General features: G+C 60.2%; 14 protein-coding genes. 13 read left to right on the top strand and 1 reads right to left on the bottom strand.

Going from position 1 to position 19,973, the window contains the following annotated elements; translation table 11 throughout:
- Positions 1 to 68 precede the first annotated feature (68 nt).
- Entirely contained in the window at positions 69 to 1,193 is a 1,125-nt protein-coding gene (locus BSF44_RS11010) for a polysaccharide deacetylase family protein (RefSeq protein ID WP_095943517.1), read from the bottom strand.
- Between the two features lie 268 nt (positions 1,194 to 1,461).
- On the opposite strand from BSF44_RS11010, the gene yaaA reads away from it, so the two are divergent.
- The 13 genes from yaaA (at position 1,462) to BSF44_RS10945 (ending at position 19,734) form a co-directional block, all read left to right on the top strand.
- On the top strand, positions 1,462 to 2,241 hold the full coding sequence (yaaA, locus tag BSF44_RS11005; RefSeq protein WP_095943516.1) for a peroxide stress protein YaaA: 780 nt from the start codon (positions 1,462 to 1,464) through the stop codon (positions 2,239 to 2,241).
- An 826-nt stretch (positions 2,242 to 3,067) separates the two neighbouring features.
- Positions 3,068 to 4,384, top strand: a complete 1,317-nt coding sequence (locus tag BSF44_RS11000; RefSeq protein ID WP_095943515.1) for a nucleotide sugar dehydrogenase — start codon at positions 3,068 to 3,070, stop codon at positions 4,382 to 4,384.
- A gap of 169 nt (positions 4,385 to 4,553) precedes the next feature.
- Positions 4,554 to 6,035 carry a mannuronan synthase gene (gene alg8, locus BSF44_RS10995; protein ID WP_371918241.1) on the top strand — a complete coding sequence of 494 codons (1,482 nt, stop codon included), beginning with the start codon at positions 4,554 to 4,556 and terminating at the stop codon, positions 6,033 to 6,035.
- 36 nt (positions 6,036 to 6,071) lie between these two features.
- Positions 6,072 to 7,241 (top strand): alginate biosynthesis protein Alg44, encoded by a 1,170-nt coding sequence (locus tag BSF44_RS10990; protein WP_095943514.1) that lies wholly within the window; start codon positions 6,072 to 6,074, stop codon positions 7,239 to 7,241.
- A gap of 9 nt (positions 7,242 to 7,250) precedes the next feature.
- Positions 7,251 to 8,759, top strand: a complete 1,509-nt coding sequence (gene algK / locus BSF44_RS10985; protein WP_095943513.1) for an alginate biosynthesis TPR repeat lipoprotein AlgK — start codon at positions 7,251 to 7,253, stop codon at positions 8,757 to 8,759.
- A complete protein-coding gene (locus BSF44_RS10980) occupies positions 8,756 to 10,237 on the top strand; it encodes an alginate export family protein (protein ID WP_095943512.1) in 1,482 nt (493 codons plus the stop codon). Before algK ends, BSF44_RS10980 begins: the two co-directional genes overlap by 4 nt.
- A 26-nt stretch (positions 10,238 to 10,263) precedes the next feature.
- Entirely contained in the window at positions 10,264 to 11,838 is a 1,575-nt protein-coding gene (gene algG, locus BSF44_RS10975; RefSeq protein WP_095943511.1) for a mannuronan 5-epimerase AlgG, read from the top strand.
- A gap of 10 nt (positions 11,839 to 11,848) precedes the next feature.
- Positions 11,849 to 13,300, top strand: a complete 1,452-nt coding sequence (locus BSF44_RS10970) for an alginate O-acetyltransferase (protein WP_095943510.1) — start codon at positions 11,849 to 11,851, stop codon at positions 13,298 to 13,300.
- An 8-nt stretch (positions 13,301 to 13,308) separates the two neighbouring features.
- On the top strand, positions 13,309 to 14,430 hold the full coding sequence (locus tag BSF44_RS10965; protein WP_095943509.1) for a mannuronate-specific alginate lyase: 1,122 nt from the start codon (positions 13,309 to 13,311) through the stop codon (positions 14,428 to 14,430).
- A 212-nt stretch (positions 14,431 to 14,642) separates the two neighbouring features.
- A complete protein-coding gene (locus BSF44_RS10960) occupies positions 14,643 to 16,208 on the top strand; it encodes an MBOAT family protein (protein WP_095943508.1) in 1,566 nt (521 codons plus the stop codon).
- 11 nt (positions 16,209 to 16,219) lie between these two features.
- Positions 16,220 to 17,395: an alginate O-acetyltransferase gene (locus BSF44_RS10955; RefSeq protein ID WP_095943507.1), complete on the top strand. Its 1,176-nt coding sequence runs from the start codon at positions 16,220 to 16,222 to the stop codon at positions 17,393 to 17,395.
- Positions 17,396 to 17,409: 14 nt separating this feature from the next.
- The gene (locus BSF44_RS10950) at positions 17,410 to 18,066 is read left to right on the top strand and encodes an alginate O-acetyltransferase AlgF (RefSeq protein WP_095943506.1); all 657 of its coding nucleotides are present in this window, start codon (positions 17,410 to 17,412) and stop codon (positions 18,064 to 18,066) included.
- 216 nt (positions 18,067 to 18,282) lie between these two features.
- Positions 18,283 to 19,734, top strand: a complete 1,452-nt coding sequence (locus BSF44_RS10945) for a mannose-1-phosphate guanylyltransferase/mannose-6-phosphate isomerase (RefSeq protein WP_095943505.1) — start codon at positions 18,283 to 18,285, stop codon at positions 19,732 to 19,734.
- Positions 19,735 to 19,973: the final 239 nt, after the last annotated feature.

Here is a 19,973-nt window from a genome sequence, read left to right as displayed (position 1 = left end):
AAGTCCACCTGCAACGAATCCCCTTCCAGAATCGCCAAAAACCCAATGTTCACGGGGTTTTGTCGTTTTCAGCGAAACGCCTCCTGGCAATCCTCCCAGCCGATCCCGACAGGCGCCGTTTGCGTGACCAGCCACGGCAACGCCGTTTTCACCCCATCCTGCTTCACATTGAAATTGATCACGCCGTGCCGCCACAGCAACATCAGGGTCAGCACCCGTTGTGCACTTGGGTTGCCCTTGAGTTTGCCGGCACCGTCCTGGGCATCGATGTCCCACAACGCTACCTGCAACCCCTGAGTCTTGAAGAAACCTTCGGCATCGGAACGGCGCTGGCCATCGGGAGGACGGAACAGCGGCACGTAGTTCTCCGGCAGCTTGCTCTTGACCAGTTCGGCGCTGCGGCGCACCGAGTCCTGCCAGTCCTGCCAGTGGCTGTGGGAACGGAACTCCCAGCCTTGTACGCCGATGCACTGGCTTGAGTAGGTCCCTTGCAGGTTACTCACCGAAGCTTCGGCCAAACGGGCCTGGATGTCCTTGCCAAGGACGAAGAACGTCCCGCTCAGGTTCGACTTGCGCAGGTACTCGGTGACCCAGTCAGTGTTATCCGGCGCGGCGTTGGCGGCGCTGTCGAAGGTCAGCAGAAACAGCCGGTCATGCATCCCGTCGCCGCTGCGCTCATAGTCGCCAAAATGATCGACCTCGCTGCTGGTTTGCGGGAACAAAGCGGCCTTGCGCAACTGTTCGTCCAGGTACTGGGTGTGGAACACACGGCTCGGTTCGGCCCACTTGATGTAGTAGCTGTCTGTGCCGACCTGAAACTTGGCGGCCTGTTCGCGCAGAGTGGGCAGGTCTTCGACCAGAAAACAGAAGGAGGCATCCTGGTCGCAACTCTGTTGGGCGAAGTTGTAGTTGACCAGCAGCCGCTGCCACATACGCTGGCGAACCCGGTTGATCGACTCCAGATTGATCGTGCGCAGGCCCAGGCGCTGGGCCAGGGCGGGTTCATCCAGCGACTCGCTGGCCAGCAGGACACTGGAAAACATGAGGATCTCGGCCCTCGACGCCACGTCGAACAGCGTCGGGTTGCCGAGTTTTTCCGGCCAGGTGCTGCGGTCGAGCGTCGCCACCTCGCCCGGTGCCGCGATGGCGCCGAAGCTCAGTAGCCAGATCAAGATGAGAAAAGCGATACGCAATGGGATGTCTCCATAACAAAACCCGCGCGGCACTATAGCTGATCCAGACTCGACTCCCGCAGCAACACAGCCTCCTTGTAGGAGCGAGCCTGCTCGCGATAGCAATATTTCAGGCACCGCCTTTTGGTGAATGTCATACCGCAATCGCGAGCAGGCTCGCTCCTACAGGTTTTGTGCAAGGCCACCGGCCATCACCTATGGACGCCATAGCTGGAGTCAACGAGGACAACCCCCTAGAATCGCCGCCACGATTAAAGGAGACGACTTCATGCTGATGGTGATTTCACCCGCCAAGACCCTCGACTATGAAACACCGCCCGCGACCCAGCGCTTCACCCAGCCGCAGTACCTCGACCACTCCCAGGAGTTGATCCTGCAATTGCGCGAGCTGACGCCCGCGCAAATCAGCGAGTTGATGCACGTCTCCGACAAGATCGGCGGGCTCAACGCCGCGCGTTTCGGCAGCTGGACGCCTGCGTTCACCCCGGAAAACGCCAAGCAGGCGCTGCTGGCCTTCAAGGGTGATGTGTACACCGGCATGAATGCGCAAACCCTCAGCGAAGCCGATTTCGACTACGCCCAAAAACACCTGCGCATGCTCTCGGGCCTCTACGGCCTGCTGCGCCCGCTGGACCTGATGCAACCCTATCGCCTGGAAATGGGCACCAAACTGGCCAACGCCCGGGGCAAGGATCTGTATGCCTTCTGGGGCACGCGCATCAGCGAATGGCTGAACGAAGCCTTGGTCGATCAGGGCGATGACGTGCTGCTCAACCTGGCCTCCAACGAGTATTTCTCGGCGGTCAAGCGCAGCGCCTTGAACGCGCGCATCGTCAATACCGAATTCAAGGACCTGAAGAACGGCCAGTACAAGATCATCAGCTTCTACGCGAAAAAGGCCCGCGGCTTGATGAGCCGCTTCGTCATCGAAGAACGCATCAACGACCCGGCCACCCTCAAGCAGTTCGAGGCTCAGGGCTATCGCTACAGCGCCGAACAGTCCAAGCCGGACAATCTGGTGTTTCTGCGCGACCACGCACCAGAGTGATGCATCCGGTCGGCGCACGACCTCCACAAACCCTCGTGCGCCGACCCTTGACTCACTTCAGCCTTCCCTGCTTTTTCGCCATTTTTATGGCGCCATAAAAATACCGTACGATTTTCTAACTTTAGTTTCACTCGACTTCAATCATTTTTTTGCGTAGTGGCACTGACTTTTTTTAACAGTAGTGGCAAAAAAATATCCCCTCCGTTGAGCCGCCTATATATAAAGGGCGAAACGGCAAGTGCTATCAATTTGAAAGCAGTGCCATCTTTCTCAATATTTCAAAAAATTTCAGATTTCGCGATGAGCGGACTGGAACTATGTCCAAACGCGCCGCTCATACCACCGGTAACGATTCTCGCCGAACGTGTACGAGATAACTTACGCAGATAAGCGATTCATGTTGCGAAGTTGAAACACTAACTTGCGCTGACTAATCACTGATTTGGACAACAGCAACCGGACAGGAGATAACGCGGTATGACTATCCCCTACAAGGCCACGACAGCGCCCCTATAAACGTGCTCACCCGAGCACCCAACCGCTTGATCCACGGGCTTTCGGCCTGACATCAAGCGTGCAAGGCCGTTGCACCTGCATCCTTCCGACAGGAGGATCGGCTGCATAAAAGGGCAAATCATAACAACAAGGCCTAGTTGCGCACACCTTGAGTGCATTTATTTAGACACTCGTAACTTATATGCCAGCACAGGGCATCGTTGTGCCTGTAAGGCACACTTGCGAGTGCACTAAAACACGCTGAACACCATTAACTCCGGCCATCTAATGGCTTGATGTATACAGGCTTGATAACAGAGAGGTAATTGCGATGCGCATCAGCATTTTTGGTTTGGGTTACGTCGGCGCAGTCTGTGCCGGTTGCCTGTCTGCACGGGGCCATGACGTCGTTGGCGTCGATGTGGCCAAAGACAAGATCGATATGATCAATGCCGGCAAATCGCCGATCGTTGAACCGGGCCTGGGTGAGCTTCTGGCCCAAGGCATCCAGACAGGTCGTCTGCGTGGCACCACCAACTTCGCCGAGGCGATTCGCGACACCGACCTGTCGATGATCTGCGTGGGTACGCCGAGCAAGAAGAACGGCGACCTGGAGCTGAACTACATCGAGGCAGTATGCCGCGAAATCGGTTTTGTTCTGCGTGACAAGGCCACCCGCCACACCATCGTCGTACGCAGCACCGTACTGCCGGGCACCGTGGCCAACGTGGTCATCCCGATTCTCGAAGACTGCTCCGGCAAGAAGGCCGGCGTTGATTTCGGTGTGGCCGTGAACCCTGAGTTCCTGCGCGAAAGCACCGCGATCGCCGACTACGACCTGCCGCCAATGACCGTCATCGGTGAATTCGACAAGGCGTCCGGCGACGTTCTGCAATCGCTGTACGAAGAGCTCGACGCACCGATCATCCGCAAGGACATCGCGGTCGCCGAGATGATCAAGTACACCTGCAACGTGTGGCACGCCACCAAGGTCACCTTCGCCAACGAAATCGGCAACATCGCCAAGGCGGTCGGTGTCGACGGTCGCGAAGTGATGGACGTGGTCTGCCAGGACAAGACCCTCAACCTGTCCCAGTACTACATGCGCCCAGGCTTCGCCTTCGGCGGCTCGTGCCTGCCAAAAGACGTGCGTGCCCTGACCTACCGCGCCGGTTCCCTGGACGTGGAAGCCCCGTTGCTCAACTCGCTGATGCGCAGCAACGAATCCCAGGTGCAGAACGCTTTCGACATCGTCTCCAGCCACGACAAACGCAAAGTCGCCCTGCTGGGCTTGAGCTTCAAGGCCGGCACCGACGACCTGCGCGAAAGCCCGCTGGTCGACCTGGCGGAAATGCTGATCGGCAAAGGCTATGACCTGAGCATCTACGACAGCAACGTCGAGTACGCCCGCGTTCACGGTGCGAACAAGGACTACATCGAGTCGAAGATCCCTCACGTCTCGTCCTTGCTGAACTCCGATTTCGACGCGGTGATCAACAACTCCGACGTGATCATCCTGGGCAATCGTGACGAGAAATTCCGCGCTCTGGTGCAGGAAGTTCCACACGGCAAGCAGGTGATCGACCTGGTGGGCTTCATGTCCAAGGCCACCAGCACAACTGCCCGTACTGAAGGCATTTGCTGGTAACCACGGTTCCGTAGGAGCTGGCGAAGCCTGCGATCCTTTGGCGCCTTCACGGGCGCCAAAGGTCCCTGGATCGCAGCCTGCGGCAGCTCCTACGGGCTGCTTTCTACGCCTGCCTAAACCCCATCGGGCCACCCCAAAGGCTCGCCCGAGATCGAGACGGATGCAGATTATGCACAGGCTAAAGCACGGCCTACTCCAGGCCGCCGGTTGGCTGTTCTACCTGAGTTTACTGATGGGCCTCGCCATGGCGTTGCCCGTGTCCACGTTCGACTCCGAGTCGAAGGACTTCATTTTCCTGATTGGCGCCGTGGGTATCTGGCGCTACTCGATGGGTGCCACTCACTTTGTGCGCGGCATGATTTTTCTCTACATCGTCTACCCGTACCTGCGGCGCAAAGTGCGCAAGCTGGGCAAAGCGGCTGACCCGTCCCACGTGTTCCTGATGGTCACCAGTTTCCGCATTGATGCCCTGACCACCGCGCAGGTCTACAGCTCGGTGATCCGCGAAGCCATCGACTGCGGCCTGCCGACCACCGTGGTCTGCTCCATCGTGGAAATGTCCGATGAGCTGCTGGTCAAAAGCCTGTGGAACCGGATGAACCCGCCGGCCCGGGTGAAACTCGACTTCGTGCGCATTCCCGGCACCGGCAAGCGCGATGGCCTGGCCTACGGCTTCCGCGCCATCTCCCGGCACCTGCCGGATGACCGCGCGGTGGTTGCGGTGATCGATGGCGACACCGTGCTGGCCGAAGGCGTGGTGCTCAAGACCGTGCCGTGGTTCCAGATGTTCGGCAACGTCGGTGGCCTGACCACCAACGAATTCTGCGAAGTGCGCGGCGGCTACATCATGAGCGAATGGCACAAGCTGCGTTTCGCCCAGCGCCACATCAACATGTGCTCGATGGCCTTGTCCAAGCGCGTGCTGACCATGACCGGCCGCATGTCGGTGTTCCGCGCCACCGTGGTCACCAACCCGGACTTCATCGCCGACGTGGAAAGCGACTCGCTGCAACATTGGCGCCTGGGTCGCTTCAAGTTCCTTACCGGCGATGACAAGTCGAGCTGGTTCAGCCTGATGCGCCTGGGCTACGACACGTTCTACGTGCCCGACGCGGCGATCAACACCGTTGAACACCCGCCGGAAAAGAGCTTCATCAAGGCCAGTCGCAAACTGATGTTCCGCTGGTACGGCAACAACCTGCGGCAGAACTCCCGTGCCCTTGGCCTTGGGATCAAACGCCTCGGCGTGTTCACCTCGGTGGTGCTGTTCGACCAGCGCGTGTCGATGTGGACCTCGCTGCTGGGCCTGACCGTGGCATTGATTGCCAGCTTCAAGTACGGCACCGCGTTCATCCTGGTGTACCTGCTGTGGATCGGCATCACCCGGTTCATCCTGACCTTGTTGCTGTCGTGCTCCGGACACCGGATCGGCCCGGCCTACCCGGCGATTCTCTATTACAACCAGATCGTCGGCGCGCTGGTGAAGATCTACGTGTTCTTCCGCCTCGACCAACAGTCCTGGACCCGCCAACCCACGTCTCTGACCCGTGATCTCGCCAGCTTTCAACGTTGGTTCAACACCTGGTCGTCTCGGACCATGACCTTCTCTGCCGGCAGCATTTTTGTCGCCGTGCTGCTGTTGATGGTCTGACCGAACTCGCCTGAATTAACTAGGAAAACGCCCCCTATGAATACCGCCGTCAACGCCAACGTAGTGCATGAATCCGAAGCCCAGCGCCAACACGCCCGCGTGAAAATCCCGGCCAAGCTGCGTTTCTTCGGCCCTGACCGGACACCGGTCGAAGCCCGGGTGATCGACCTGTCCGCCGGTGGCCTGGCGTTCAACGCCGGTCAATTGCCGCTGAAGATCGGTGACGTGTACAAGGCCCGCCTGCAATTCCTCATCGACAACCTCGGCCTGGCCATGGACGTCGAATTGCAGGTTCGCTCCTTCGACCGCCAGACCGGACGCGCCGGCTGCCAGTTCCAGAACCTGGAACCACGGGACATCTCGACCCTGCGCCACCTGATCACTTCGCACCTGGCTGGCGACATCGTCAGCGTGGGGGAAATGCTGGCGACCCTGCAGCGCGACAACTTCACCAAGGCGCGCAAGATGAAGGACGGCGGCCACGGCATGACCGCGTTCGGCCGCCTGAAAGCCGTGACCTTCAGCCTGGGGATCTTCGTTGTCGGCCTGGCTGCATTCGGTTTCATTTTCAAATCGGTGTACGGCATGTACTTCGTCAGCCACGCCCAGGCCGGTCTGGTCAGCGTGCCGGGCGTGAACATCACCATGCCCCGCGACGGCACCGTGCAGAGCCTGGTGAAAGCCGACGGCGTGGCCGCCAAGGGCGCACCGCTGGCAAGCTTCAGCACCAGCATGCTCGACGTGCTCAAGGGCCATCTGGACGAAGACCAACTGGCCCCGGCCAAGGTCGCAGAACTGTTCGGCAAGCAGATGACCGGCACCCTGACCTCGCCTTGCGACTGCACCGTGGCCCAGCAAATGGTCGCCAACGGTCAGTACGCCAGCAAGGGCGACGTGATCTTCCAACTGGTCCCGCGTAACAGCGAAGCCAATGTTGAAGCGCGCTTCTCCTATCGCCAGTTCGGCGACGTGCGTCCGGGTACTTCGGTGCGCTTCCAGGTCGCCGGCGAGGACAAGAGCCGCACCGGCAAGATCGTCAGCAGCACCAGCCTGAAAAGCGCCGATCTGTCTTCGGACATCCGCGTGCTGATCCAGCCGGACGAAACCCTGGACAGCTCCCTCGCCGGCCGCCCGGTGGAAGTGAACAGCGACCGTGGCCCGAACCTGAACTGGCTGGTCGACAAAGCCATGGCTGTCGGTCTTTAAGTCGAGGACATGCCTGTGACTATCACAAAAATCTCGAACACACCGCAATCCCTGTGGGAGCGAGCCTGCTCGCGATGGGATCGCCGCGGTTTGTCTGAAGAACCGAGTCGCCTGCATCGCGAGCAGGCTCACTCCTACATGGGAACACTGTGTGCCGTTGCATTGGCGGTCAGCCTGGCCGGTTGCGCCGGCCTGCCCGACCAACGCCTGGCCAACGAAGCGCTCAAACGTGGCGATACCGCCACCGCCGCGCAGAATTACCGGCAATTGGCAGACCTGGGCTACAGCGAAGCGCAGGTCGGCCTGGCCGATATCCAGGTCGACAGCCATGACCCGGCGCAGATGAAACAGGCCGAGGCGACTTACCGCGCCGCGGCCAGCGTTTCGCCGCGCGCCCAGGCACGCCTCGGTCGTCTGCTGGTGGCCAAGCCCGGTTCCACCGAAGCGGAACAACACGAAGCCGAAACCCTGTTGAAAAAAGCCGCTGCGGCAGGCGAAGGCAACACGCTGATCCCGTTGGCGATGCTGTACCTGCAATACCCGCACAGCTTCCCCAACGTGAACGCTCAGCAGCAGATCAGCCAATGGCGCGCCGAAGGCAAGCCGGAAGCAGGTCTGGCGCAGGTGCTGCTCTATCGCACTCAGGGCACCTATGACCAGCATCTGGATGACGTGGAAAAAATCTGCAAGGCCGCTCTCAACATCAGCGATATCTGCTACGTCGAACTGGCCACGGTCTATCAGAAACAGGCCAAGCCAGAGCAACAGGCCGAGCTGATCAAGCAGATGCAAGCCGCGCACGCCCAAGGCACCGTTTCGGCGCAGCGCGTCGACAGCGTCGCCCGCGTGCTCGCCGATGCGTCCCTGGGCAAGACCGACGAGAAAACCGCGCAGTCGCTGCTTGAACCGATCGCACCGGGCTACCCGGCGTCGTGGGTCAGCCTCGCACAATTGCTCTACGACTTCCCGGAACTCGGCGACGTCGACCAGATGATGAAGTACCTGGACAACGGCCGCGCCGCCGACCAGCCCCGCGCCGAGCTGTTGCTGGGCAAGCTCTACTTCGAAGGCAAACTGGTGCCGGCCGACGCCAAGGTCGCCGAAGCACACTTCCAGAAAGCCGTCGGCCGTGAAGTCGCCGCCGATTACTACCTCGGCCAGATCTATCGCCGTGGCTACCTGGGCAAGGTCTATCCGCAGAAGGCCCTCGACCATCTGTTGACCGCTGCGCGAAACGGCCAGAACAGCGCCGACTTCGCCATCGCCCAACTGTTTTCCCAAGGCAAGGGCACCAAGCCTGATCCGCTGAACGCCTACGTCTTCAGCCAACTGGCTCTGGCCCAGAACACTCCGCAAGCCACCGAGCTTGCGCAAACAATCCAAACGCAATTGCCGCCCGACCGGTTGGCCGAAGCCCAACGCCTGTTGAAACAAGAACAGGCCGTGCGCGGTGCCCTGAGCCCGAACACGCCGGAACTGCACACCCTGCAAGAAGAAGTCAGCGAGGAATCGAAATGAAGTTAAATCCATTCATGAAGGCCGGCATCGGTCTGACATTCGCGCTGATCTGGTCTTGCCCGACGCTCGCTGCGATGACTGAAACCAAGAACTTCGGCCTGGACGTGAAAATCACCGGCCAGTCCGAAGACGACCGTGACCTCGGCACCGCGCCCGGCGGCGACGTCAACGGCGTCGGCCTGGACCTGCGTCCGTGGGTCTACGGCGAAAGCGGCGCGTGGAGCGCCTACGCCATGGGGCAGGCGGTGACGTCCACCGACATCATCGAGACCGACACCCTGCAACAATCCGATGGCGCCGAAAACACCGCCAACAATGATCGCCAGACCAAGAAAAACTACCTGGCCATGCGTGAGTTCTGGGTCGGCTACAGCGGCTTCACGCCCTACCCTGGCGAGATCCTGAAGTTCGGTCGCCAGCGCCTGCGCAACGACGACGGCCAATGGCGCGACACCAACATCGAAGCGCTGAACTGGACCTTCGACACCACCCTGCTGCGCGCCAACGTCGGTATCGCCGAACGTTTCAGCGAGTACCGCACCGACCTCAAGGAGCTGTCACCGCAAGACAAGGATCGCCTGCACGCCTACGCCGATGCCGCGTATCAGTGGACACCGGGCAACTGGGTCGGCATTCGTGGTCATCACACCCATGACAACGGCAAGCTCGACTACCCGGAGCCGGGTGTACCGACGGATTCGCTGGACAAGAAACAGAACGGCGACATCAGCTGGCTCGGCCTCACCGCCGACAGCGACGCCTACAACTGGCGCAATACCAATACCGTCAATTACTGGGGCAGCATCACCGGCATGAGCGGCGACATCGACAAGGTCAACCCGCTGAACGCCGATGGCACGCCGCCGACTGAAGCCAAGCGCGGTGAAAACCTCAACGGCTGGGCCACCGATGTCGGTGTGCGTTTGCGCCTCGATCCGCAATGGCAAGTCGGTGCCGCCTATGCCCGCGCCAGCGCCGATTACGAACAGAACGGTCTGGAAAGCAACCGCTCGAACTACACTGGCACCCGCTCGCGCGTACACCGTTTCGGCGAAGCGTTCCGTGGCGAAATGAACAACATGCAGAGCGCCACCCTGTTCGGTTCATGGATGCTCAACGACGAATACGACGCCAGCCTGATCTACCACAAGTTCTGGCGCGTCGACGGCAACAAGCCGGTCGGCAGCAATGGCATCAACGCCGTCGAGAACAACACCGACGATGTGACCGGCGCGATCCTCTCCAGCACTTCGCTGCCGCTGAACGATGGCGAGAAAGACCTCGGTCAGGAAATGGACCTGGTGGTGACCAAGTACTTCAAGCAAGGCTTGTTGCCGGCGTCGATGAGTCAGGCGATCGATGAACCTTCGGCCCTGGTGCGCTTCCGCGGTGGCGTGTTCAAGCCGGGCGATGCGTACGGCAAGGAAGTCGATTCGTACATGCACCGCGCGTTCATCGACGTGATCTGGCGCTTCTGATGCACATTGCGAAGGGAGTCTCCCAGATGAATCATCCAGCCCGAAAAGGCTCGATCAGCCTGTTGGCCGGCGCGATGCTGCTGGCCAGCACGACTGCCTTCGCCAATGTGGAGCCGGCCAAGCCGGCAACCGTGGCCAAGGAACTGCAACAGGCCAAGACCTATACCGTCAGCAGCGCACCGACCGCGCCGCTGGAACTGGCCAAGCCGAAACTGCCGGACGTTTCCGGCTACACAGCCGAGGCTATCGCCGCGAAAATCGTGCGCAGCAAGGCCGGCAAAATCAGCGTGCGCCGGATGATGCAGGAAGACGCCCTCAAGGACTTCATCGGTGGCGACAACAAGATGGCCGAGTGGGTGGTGCGTCAGCACGGCATCCCCCAGGCGATCTTCGTCGACGACGGCTACATGAACCTCAAGGACCTGGCGAAGAAGGTCCCCAAGCAGTACTTCAGCGAAACCTCGCCGGGTGTGTTCCTGGCGAAGTTGCCGATCGTGGTCGGTCGTCACGGCATCCTGGAAATCGACAAGCAGACCCAGGAACTGCGCCTGTCCCAGGAGGCCGGTGCGTTCCTGGTCAACGACGGCCAGCTGTTCGTTCGCGATACCAAAATCACTGGCTGGCGCGAGAAGGACAACGGCCCGGCGACGTTCAACTCGCCGAAGGAATTCCGTCCGTTCCTGCTGTCCTGGGGCGGCACCGAGACCTACATCGCCAACAGCAAGATCGCCAGCTTCGGCTACGCCAACAGTAAGTCCTACGGCGTGAGTATTTCCCAGTACACGCCGAACATGGCCAAGGTGCTCAAGCGCTCTGAGCCGACCGGCTGGATCGTCGGCTCCGAATTCTCGGACATGTGGTACGGCTTCTACTGCTACGAAACCCGCGACTTCGTGGTCAAGGGCAACACCTACAAAGACAACATCGTCTACGGCATCGACCCGCACGACCGTTCCCACGGTCTGATCATTGCCGACAACACGGTGTTTGGTACGAAGAAGAAGCACGGGATCATTATTTCCCGAGAGGTCAACGACAGCTTCATCTTCAATAACCGCAGCTACGACAACAAGTTGTCAGGCCTGGTGATCGACCGGAACAGCGTCAACAACCTGATCGCCCACAACGAGATCTACCAGAACCACACCGACGGCATCACTCTCTATGAGAGTGCCGACAACCTGCTGTGGGGCAATCGCGTGTTGAGCAACCGCCGCCACGGCATCCGCATTCGTAACAGCGTGAACATTCGCCTGTACGAAAACGTCGCCATGGCCAATGGCCTGACCGGTGTCTACGGGCACATCAAGGACCTGAGCAACACCGACCGAGACATCAAGCTCGACCCGTTCGACGCCCAAGTGTCGCTGATCGTGGTCGGCGGTGAGCTGGCGGCCAACGGCAGCGGCCCGCTGTCCATCGACTCGCCGTTGAGTGTCGAGTTGTATCGCGTGTCCATGCTCGCACCGACCAAATCCAGCGGCATCAGCTTCACCGGCATTCTTGGCGAGCGCCAGGATGAAATTCTCGACCTGCTGGTGCGCCAGCAGAAAGCCGTGCTGATCGACCCCGTCGAACGCCAGACCGAAATGCGGGACTGAGGACAATCTTATGCACCCACACTTGATCAAATTACTCAGCCTGTCGGCCCTGACCGCCGGCATTCTCGCGGCCAGCGGCGGCGCGCGTGCCGACGAGGTCCAGGCACCGAAGTTCACCGCCGAACCCTGCTGCAGCCTGTGTCCTGCCGCCCACGATCCGAAGAACTACACCACCCGTTATCAGCAGAACTTCACCACGCTGGTACAGGCCCAGGGTGACTGGCTGTTCCGTACGCAAGAAGACTTGCGCACCGAATTCGACACCACGCCCGCCGGCTACAAACGCATGAAACAACTGCACGATGCGTTCAAGAGCAAAGGCGTGGAACTGGTTGTCGTGTACCAGCCGACCCGTGGTCTGGTGAACCGCAACAAGCTCAACCCGGCGGAGAAAGCCAGCTACGACTTCGACAAGGCGCTGAGGAACTACAAGTCCATGCTCGGTCGTTTCGCGCAGATGGGCTACGTCGTTCCGGACCTGTCGCCGCTGACCAACGAGTCGTTGCCCGACACCCTGCCCGCCCACGATTTCTACTTCCGCGGCGACCAGCACTGGACCCCGTACGGTGCCCAGCGCACGGCGAAAATCGTCGCCGAGAAGGTCAAGCAATTGCCTGAATTCGCCGACATTCCCAAGCGCGAATTCGAGACCAAAAAGTCAGGTCGCATGGGCAAGACCGGCACCTTGCACAATATGGCCGGCCAACTCTGTGGCACCAGCTACGCGATCCAGTACATGGATCAGTTCACCACCGAGCCGAAGGGCGAAGCGGGCGATGGCGACTTGTTCGGCGAGTCCGGTAACCCGCAAATCACCCTCGTGGGGACCTCCCACAGCGGCAAGAACTACAACTTCGCCGGTTTCCTCGAAGAGGCCATCGGCGCCGACATCCTCAACGTAGCGTTCCCCGGCGGCGGCCTGGAAGGTTCGATGCTGCAGTACCTGGGCAGCGACGAATTCCAGAAGAACCCACCGAAGATTCTCATCTGGGAATTCTCGCCGCTGTACCGCCTCGACCAGGAAACCATCTACCGCCAGATGATGGCGTTGCTGGACAACGGTTGCGAAGGCAAGGATGCGCAGATGGCCGGCAGCGCCACGCTCAAGCCGGGCAAAAACGAATTGATGGTCAACAGCAAGAACCTGGACCTGCGCAATGGTAGCCACCAGGTCGACATCCGCTTCGCCGACACGTCGGTGAAAACCTTGCAAGCCACCCTCTGGTACATGAACGGTCGCCACGAGGACATCAAGATCGAAAAACCGGAAACCTCCGAAACTGACGGGCGTTTCGCCTTCGAGTTGCGCACGGACGAAGACTGGGCCTCGCAGAACCTGCTGGCCGTCGAAGTCCAGGGCCCGGAACAAGCGGGTGCCGCGCCACAGAAAGTCGAAGCGAAAATCTGCAAACGCAACGTATTCCCGGGCGCCGAACAGCGTACTGCTTCGGTCGGGCAATGAGGTCCGCCATGCGCAATCCGAAATTTTCAACACTGTTGGCACCGACGCTCTTGAGCCTGGCGATGTTCGCCGGGGCCACGCAAGCGGCTGCGCCACTGCGTCCACCCCAGGGCTATTTTGCGCCTGTGGATAAATTCAAGACGGGCGACAAGAGCGAAGGCTGCGATGCGATGCCGACGCCGTACACCGGCTCGTTGCAATTTCGCAGCAAGTACGAAGGTTCGGACAAAGCCCGCGCGACCCTGAACAAGCAGTCGGAAAAAGCCTTCCGCGAAAGCACTGCCGACATCACCAGGATCGAGCGCGGCACCAGCAAGCGCGTGATGCAGTTCATGCGTGACGGTCGCCCGGAACAGCTGGAATGCACGTTGAACTGGCTGACGACCTGGGCCCAGGCCGATGCCTTGATGTCCAAGGACTTCAACCACACCGGCAAGTCGATGCGCAAATGGGCGCTGGGCAGCATGGCTTCGGCGTATATCCGCCTGAAGTTTTCCGACTCTCACCCGCTGGCCACCCATCAACAGGAAGCCCGGTTGATCGAAGCCTGGTTCAGCAAGATGGCCGACCAGGTGGTCAGCGACTGGGACAACCTGCCGCTCGAGCAGACCAACAACCATTCGTACTGGGCCGCCTGGTCGGTGATGGCCACTTCCGTCGCCACCAACCGTCGCGACCTGTTCGACTGGGCCGTGAAGGAATACAAGGTCGGCGCCAACCAGATCGACGCCGATGGCTACCTGCCCAACGAACTCAAGCGTCAGCAACGGGCCCTGGCCTACCACAACTACGCCCTGCCGCCACTGGCGATGATCGCCAGTTTCGCCCAGGTCAACGGCGTGGACTTGCGCCAGGAAAACAATGGCGCACTCAAACGCCTGGGTGACCGGGTACTGGCCGGGGTGAAAGACCCGGATGAGTTCGAGGAAAAGAACGGCAAGGAACAGGACATGACCGACCTGAAAGAGGACATGAAATTCGCCTGGCTCGAACCGTTCTGCTCGCTCTACGTCTGTACGCCGGACGTGCTGGAGAAGAAGCACAAGATGCAACCGTTCAAGAACTTCCGCCTCGGCGGTGACCTGACCAAGGTCTACGACCCGGCCAATGAAAAGGGCAAGGGTTCCTAGGACAAACACAGATCCCTGTAGGAGCGAGCCTGCTCGCGAAGCGGTGTATCAGTCGACATCAACGTTGAATGTCAGACCGCAATCGCGAGCAGGCTCACTCCTACAGGTTCAGTGTCGAGTTTGAGATTTGTGAGTTAGCCCCCCGGATTTCCGTGGGGGGTTTGGGGGGGCCGTTGGCCCTTGACTGTTGGTTCAAACAAGGAGAGACCGGGATGGTTTTTTCATCCAACGTGTTCCTGTTTTTGTTCTTGCCGATCTTCCTCGGCTTGTACTACCTGAGCGGGCAACGCTATCGCAATCTGCTGCTGCTGATTGCCAGTTACGTGTTCTACGCCTGGTGGCGTGTGGACTTCCTCGCACTGTTCGCCGGCGTCACGCTGTGGAACTACTGGATCGGCCTGAAAGTCGGGGCCGCCGGGGTCAGGACCAAACCGGCACAGCGCTGGCTGCTGCTCGGCGTGGCCGTCGACCTGTGCATCCTCGGCTACTTCAAGTACGCCAACTTCGGCGTCGACAGCATCAACGCGATGATGACGTCGGTGGGTCTTTCGCCGTTCATCCTGACTCACGTGCTGCTGCCGATCGGGATCTCGTTCTACATCTTCGAGTCCATCAGCTACATCATCGACGTCTACCGTGGCGACACTCCGGCGACCCGCAACCTGATCGACTTCGCGGCGTTCGTGGCGATCTTCCCACACTTGATCGCCGGCCCCGTATTGCGTTTCCGCGACCTGGCCGATCAGTTCAACAACCGCACCCACACCCTCGACAAGTTCTCCGAGGGCTGCACGCGGTTCATGCAGGGTTTCATCAAGAAAGTCTTCATCGCCGATACCCTGGCGGTGGTGGCCGACCATTGCTTCGCCCTGCAAAACCCGACCACGGGCGATGCCTGGCTCGGCGCCCTGGCGTACACCGCGCAGTTGTATTTCGACTTCTCCGGTTACAGCGACATGGCCATCGGCCTGGGCCTGATGATGGGTTTCCGCTTCATGGAAAACTTCAAGCAGCCGTATGTCAGCCAGTCGATCACCGAGTTCTGGCGGCGCTGGCACATCAGCCTGTCGACCTGGCTGCGTGACTATCTGTACATCACCCTCGGCGGTAACCGTAAGGGCACGCTGATGACCTATCGCAACCTGTTCCTGACCATGTTGCTTGGTGGTCTGTGGCACGGCGCGAACATCACCTACATCGTCTGGGGTGCGTGGCACGGCATGTGGCTGGCGATCGAGAAAGCCATCGGCCTGAACACCTCGCCACGCAGCTTCAATCCGATCCGCTGGGCACTGACCTTCCTGCTGGTGGTGATGGGCTGGGTGATCTTCCGCGCGGAAAACCTGCACGTTGCCGGGCGCATGTATGGCGCGATGTTCAGCTTCGGCGACTGGTCGCTGTCGGAACTCAACCAGGCCAGCCTCACCGGTCTGCAAGTAGCAACGCTGATCGTGGCCTACGTGACCCTGGCGTTCTTCGGCTTGCGGGATTTCTACACCAATCAGCCTCCGGTCAAGACCAAGCCAGTCGTGAACGTCGACGCCGACGGCCCGGCCGCTGCAACACCGGGAACGATCAAGGCCGTGCCTGGGGATAACCCGGCGAGCATCCATCAGCCTGGCTACACCGTCGGCGTTGAAGCCCAGGTGCAGCCGGCCTACTGGACCGCTGACTGGTCGCGCTATGTGATGCGCGCCCTGGTGCTGCTGCTGTTCATTGCCTCGATTCTCAAACTCTCGGCGCAAAGCTTCTCGCCGTTCCTTTACTTCCAGTTCTGAGGGATCTGACCATGACCCGCTCATTACGCATCTTCTACATCGCGCTGTTCCTGGTGACCCTGCTGGTGCTCGGTCTGTGGTCGGTGCGCAGCTTCTTCGGCTTCAGCACCAACGCCGATGCGACAGTGCTCAACGGTCGCTGGACCAAGGCTGTGGAAACGCACTACGACGACGAGTTCCCGATCAAGCGCCTGGGCACCAACCTCTGGGCCGCGCTGGATTTCAAACTGTTCAACGAAGGTCGTCCGGGCGTGGTGCTCGGTCGCGACCAGTGGTTGTACAGCGATGAAGAATTCCACCCGGTGGTCAACGAAGAGCTGAACCTGCAAGGCAACTACGCGCTGGTCGAAGGCGTGCGCCAAACGCTGAAAGCCAAAGGCGTGCAACTGGTGATGGCGGTGGTGCCGGCCAAGGTGCGCCTGTACCCGGAACACCTGGGTGAAGTGAAACCGGCGAGCATCCACGCCAACCTCTACAAGGACTTCCACCAGCGCCTGGCCGCCGCCCGGATTCCGGCCCCTGACCTGCTCGGCCCGCTGCAACAGGCCAAGCAGGATGGCCAGCAAGTGTTCCTGCGCACCGACACCCACTGGACGCCGCAAGGCGCCGAGATCGCCGCCAACCGTCTGGCCAGGACCATTGCCGACAAGTACCCGCTGAGCGGCGAACCGCAGCGCTTCGTCACTGAACCGGCGGAGACCATCACCCACAAGGGCGACCTGCGTCTGTTCCTGCCACTGGACCCGCTGTTCGAAAACCTGATGCCTAAGCAGGAGCAATTGCAAAAGCGCAATACGGTCGCGGCGCAAGATCAGCCCGCCGGCGACGACGCGCTGTTCGCCAACAACGAAGTGCCGGTGGCCCTGATCGGTACCAGCTACAGCGCCAACCCCAGCTGGAATTTTGTGGGTGCGCTCAAGCAAGCACTGAACAGCGACGTGGTCAATTACGCCGAAGACGGTCACGGCCCGATTCTGCCGATGCTCAGCTACCTCAAGAGCGATGCCTTCAAGAACAGCCCGCCACAGGTGCTGATCTGGGAGTTCCCTGAACGATATCTGCCTGTGAATAACGAAATCGGCGACGCCGACCCGCAGTGGGTCGCAGAGCTTAAACAAGCCGGCGCCCGCCAACAAAACGTAGCTGCAAACACTAAATCCGAGACGCCCGACCGGGCGCAAAACTGAAAGAGAGGTACACCATGACTTTCACTACAACTCCTCGTCGTCTCGCTAAAAGCTTTGCCCTGGTTGCCGGCCTCAGCGTGCTGTCGGTACAGGCTTTCGCCGCTGGCGACGCCGCCCTGTACGGCCCGGTCGCGCCGAAAGGCTCGACCTTCGTGCGCATCTACAACGCCAGCAACGCCGAAGTCAGCGCCACCGTCGGCAGCACCAACCTGAGCGACGTCGCGCCACTGTCGAGCACTGACTTCAGCTTCATGCCGGGCGGCGACTACAGCGCCAAGGTCGGTAGCCAGAACCTGCCGGTGAAACTGGCCGGCGACCACTATTACACCCTGGTCAACAACGCCAGCGGCGCACCGCAACTGATCGAAGAGCCGCCGTTCAAGAACAAACAGAAGTCCCTGGTACGTGTGCAAAACCTCAGCGACAAGGCGCTGACCCTGAAGACCGCCGACGGCAAGACCGACGTGGTTCCGAACGTTGCGCCCAAGGGTCGCGGCGAGCGTGAAATCAACCCGGTGAAGGTCAGCCTGGCCTTGTACGACGGCACCACCAAAGTCGGCGACGTGAAACCGGTCGCCCTGGAACGCGGTGAAGCCGCGGTGCTGTACGTCACCGGCAGCGGCAGCAGCCTGTCGCCGGTCTGGGTGAAACGCCCGGTGTCGACGCGCTAACAAATTATCCGGACTGGCGCATGCCCCCCCTGTAGGAGCGAGCCTGCTCGCGAAAAACGTCAGGGCAACGCGTTTAGCCAGACAGAACGCGTTTTCGTTGACGTCCATCGCGAGCAAGCTCGCTCCTACAAAGGCCAGCCGGACACGAGACAAAAACAAGAGTGAAACGACAGAACTTTCGTGGCTCTAACCAATCGATATTCAAGGAGTAACAACATGATTCCGGTGATCTTGTCAGGTGGTAGTGGCTCACGTCTTTGGCCGCTTTCCCGCAAACAATTCCCTAAGCAGTTCCTGGCCCTGACGGGCGAACACACCCTGTTCCAGCAAACCCTGGAACGCCTGGTGTTCGAAGGCATGGACACGCCGATCGTGGTCTGCAACAAGGACCACCGCTTCATCGTCAACGAGCAATTGGCAGCGCGCAAACTGGAATCCCAGCGCATCCTGATGGAGCCGTTCGGTCGCAACACTGCGCCGGCCGTGGCCCTGACCGCGATGATGCTGGTCAATGAAGGTCGCGACGAGCTGATGCTGGTGCTGCCGGCCGACCACGTACTGGAAGACCAGAAAGCCCTGCAACGCGCCCTGGCCCTGGCCACTGTTGCCGCCGAAAACGGTGAAATGGTGCTGTTCGGTGTGCCGGCCACCAAGCCGGAAACCGGTTATGGCTACATCAAGTCGACCAACGACTCGCTGCTGCCTGAAGGCGTCAGCCGCGTCTCGCACTTCGTCGAAAAACCCGACGTGAAGCGCGCCACCGAGTTCGTCCAGTCCGGCGGTTACTTCTGGAACAGCGGCATGTTCCTGTTCCGCGCCAGCCGCTTCCTCGAAGAGTTGAAAAAGCACGATCCGGACATCTACGACACCTGCCTGCTGACCCTGGAACGCAGCCATCAGGATGCCGACACCATCACCTTCGACGAAGCCACCTTCGCCTGCTGCCCGGACAATTCCATCGACTACTCGGTGATGGAAAAAACCCAACGCGCCTGCGTCGTGCCGCTGACCGCTGGCTGGAGCGATGTCGGCTGCTGGTCGTCGCTGTGGGAGGTCAATGAAAAGGACGCCAACGGCAACGTCACCAAAGGCGACGTGGTGATCCAGGACAGCAAAAACTGCATGATCCACGGCAACGGCAAACTGGTGTCGGTGATCGGCCTGGAAAACATCGTCGTGGTCGAAACCAAGGACGCCATGATGATCGCCCACAAGGACAAGGTCCAAGGCGTGAAGCAGATGGTCAATACCCTCAACGAACAGGGCCGCACTGAAACCCAGAACCACTGCGAGGTCTACCGTCCGTGGGGCTCCTACGACTCGGTGGACATGGGCGGTCGTTTCCAGGTCAAGCACATCTCGGTCAAGCCGGGCGCTTGCCTGTCGCTGCAGATGCACCACCACCGCGCCGAGCACTGGATCGTGGTCAGCGGCACCGCCGAGGTGACCTGTGACGAGAACGTGTTCCTGCTGACCGAGAACCAGTCGACCTACATTCCGATCGCTTCGGTTCACCGTTTGCGCAACCCCGGCAAGATTCCGTTGGAGATCATCGAAGTTCAATCGGGCAGCTACCTGGGCGAAGACGATATCGAGCGGTTTGAAGATATCTACGGGCGCTCGACGCCGGTTGAGCGTGGCGTGTCGGTGAAAACCATCGCGCAGTAAGCATCTGTAAACTTAAGCCCCCGCTCAACTCGCTGCGTTCCCTATCCGCAGCGGGTTGGCCGGGGGATTTTTTTGCACTGAGTTTTTTAGTGCCTTGGCTGGCCCCTTCGCGAGCAGGCTCGCTCCTACAGTTGACCGAGTTCTACCTGGAGAAACGCAATCAAATGTGGGAGCGAGCCTGCTCGCGATGAGGCCATCACAGGCTCCACAAAAATCTCCCCCATCGCCAACCCCACCTA

The organism is Pseudomonas sp. ACN8, from assembly GCF_002303925.1.
Classification (GTDB): Bacteria; Pseudomonadota; Gammaproteobacteria; order Pseudomonadales; family Pseudomonadaceae; genus Aquipseudomonas.
This window is presented reverse-complemented; position numbering and strand designations above follow the sequence as displayed.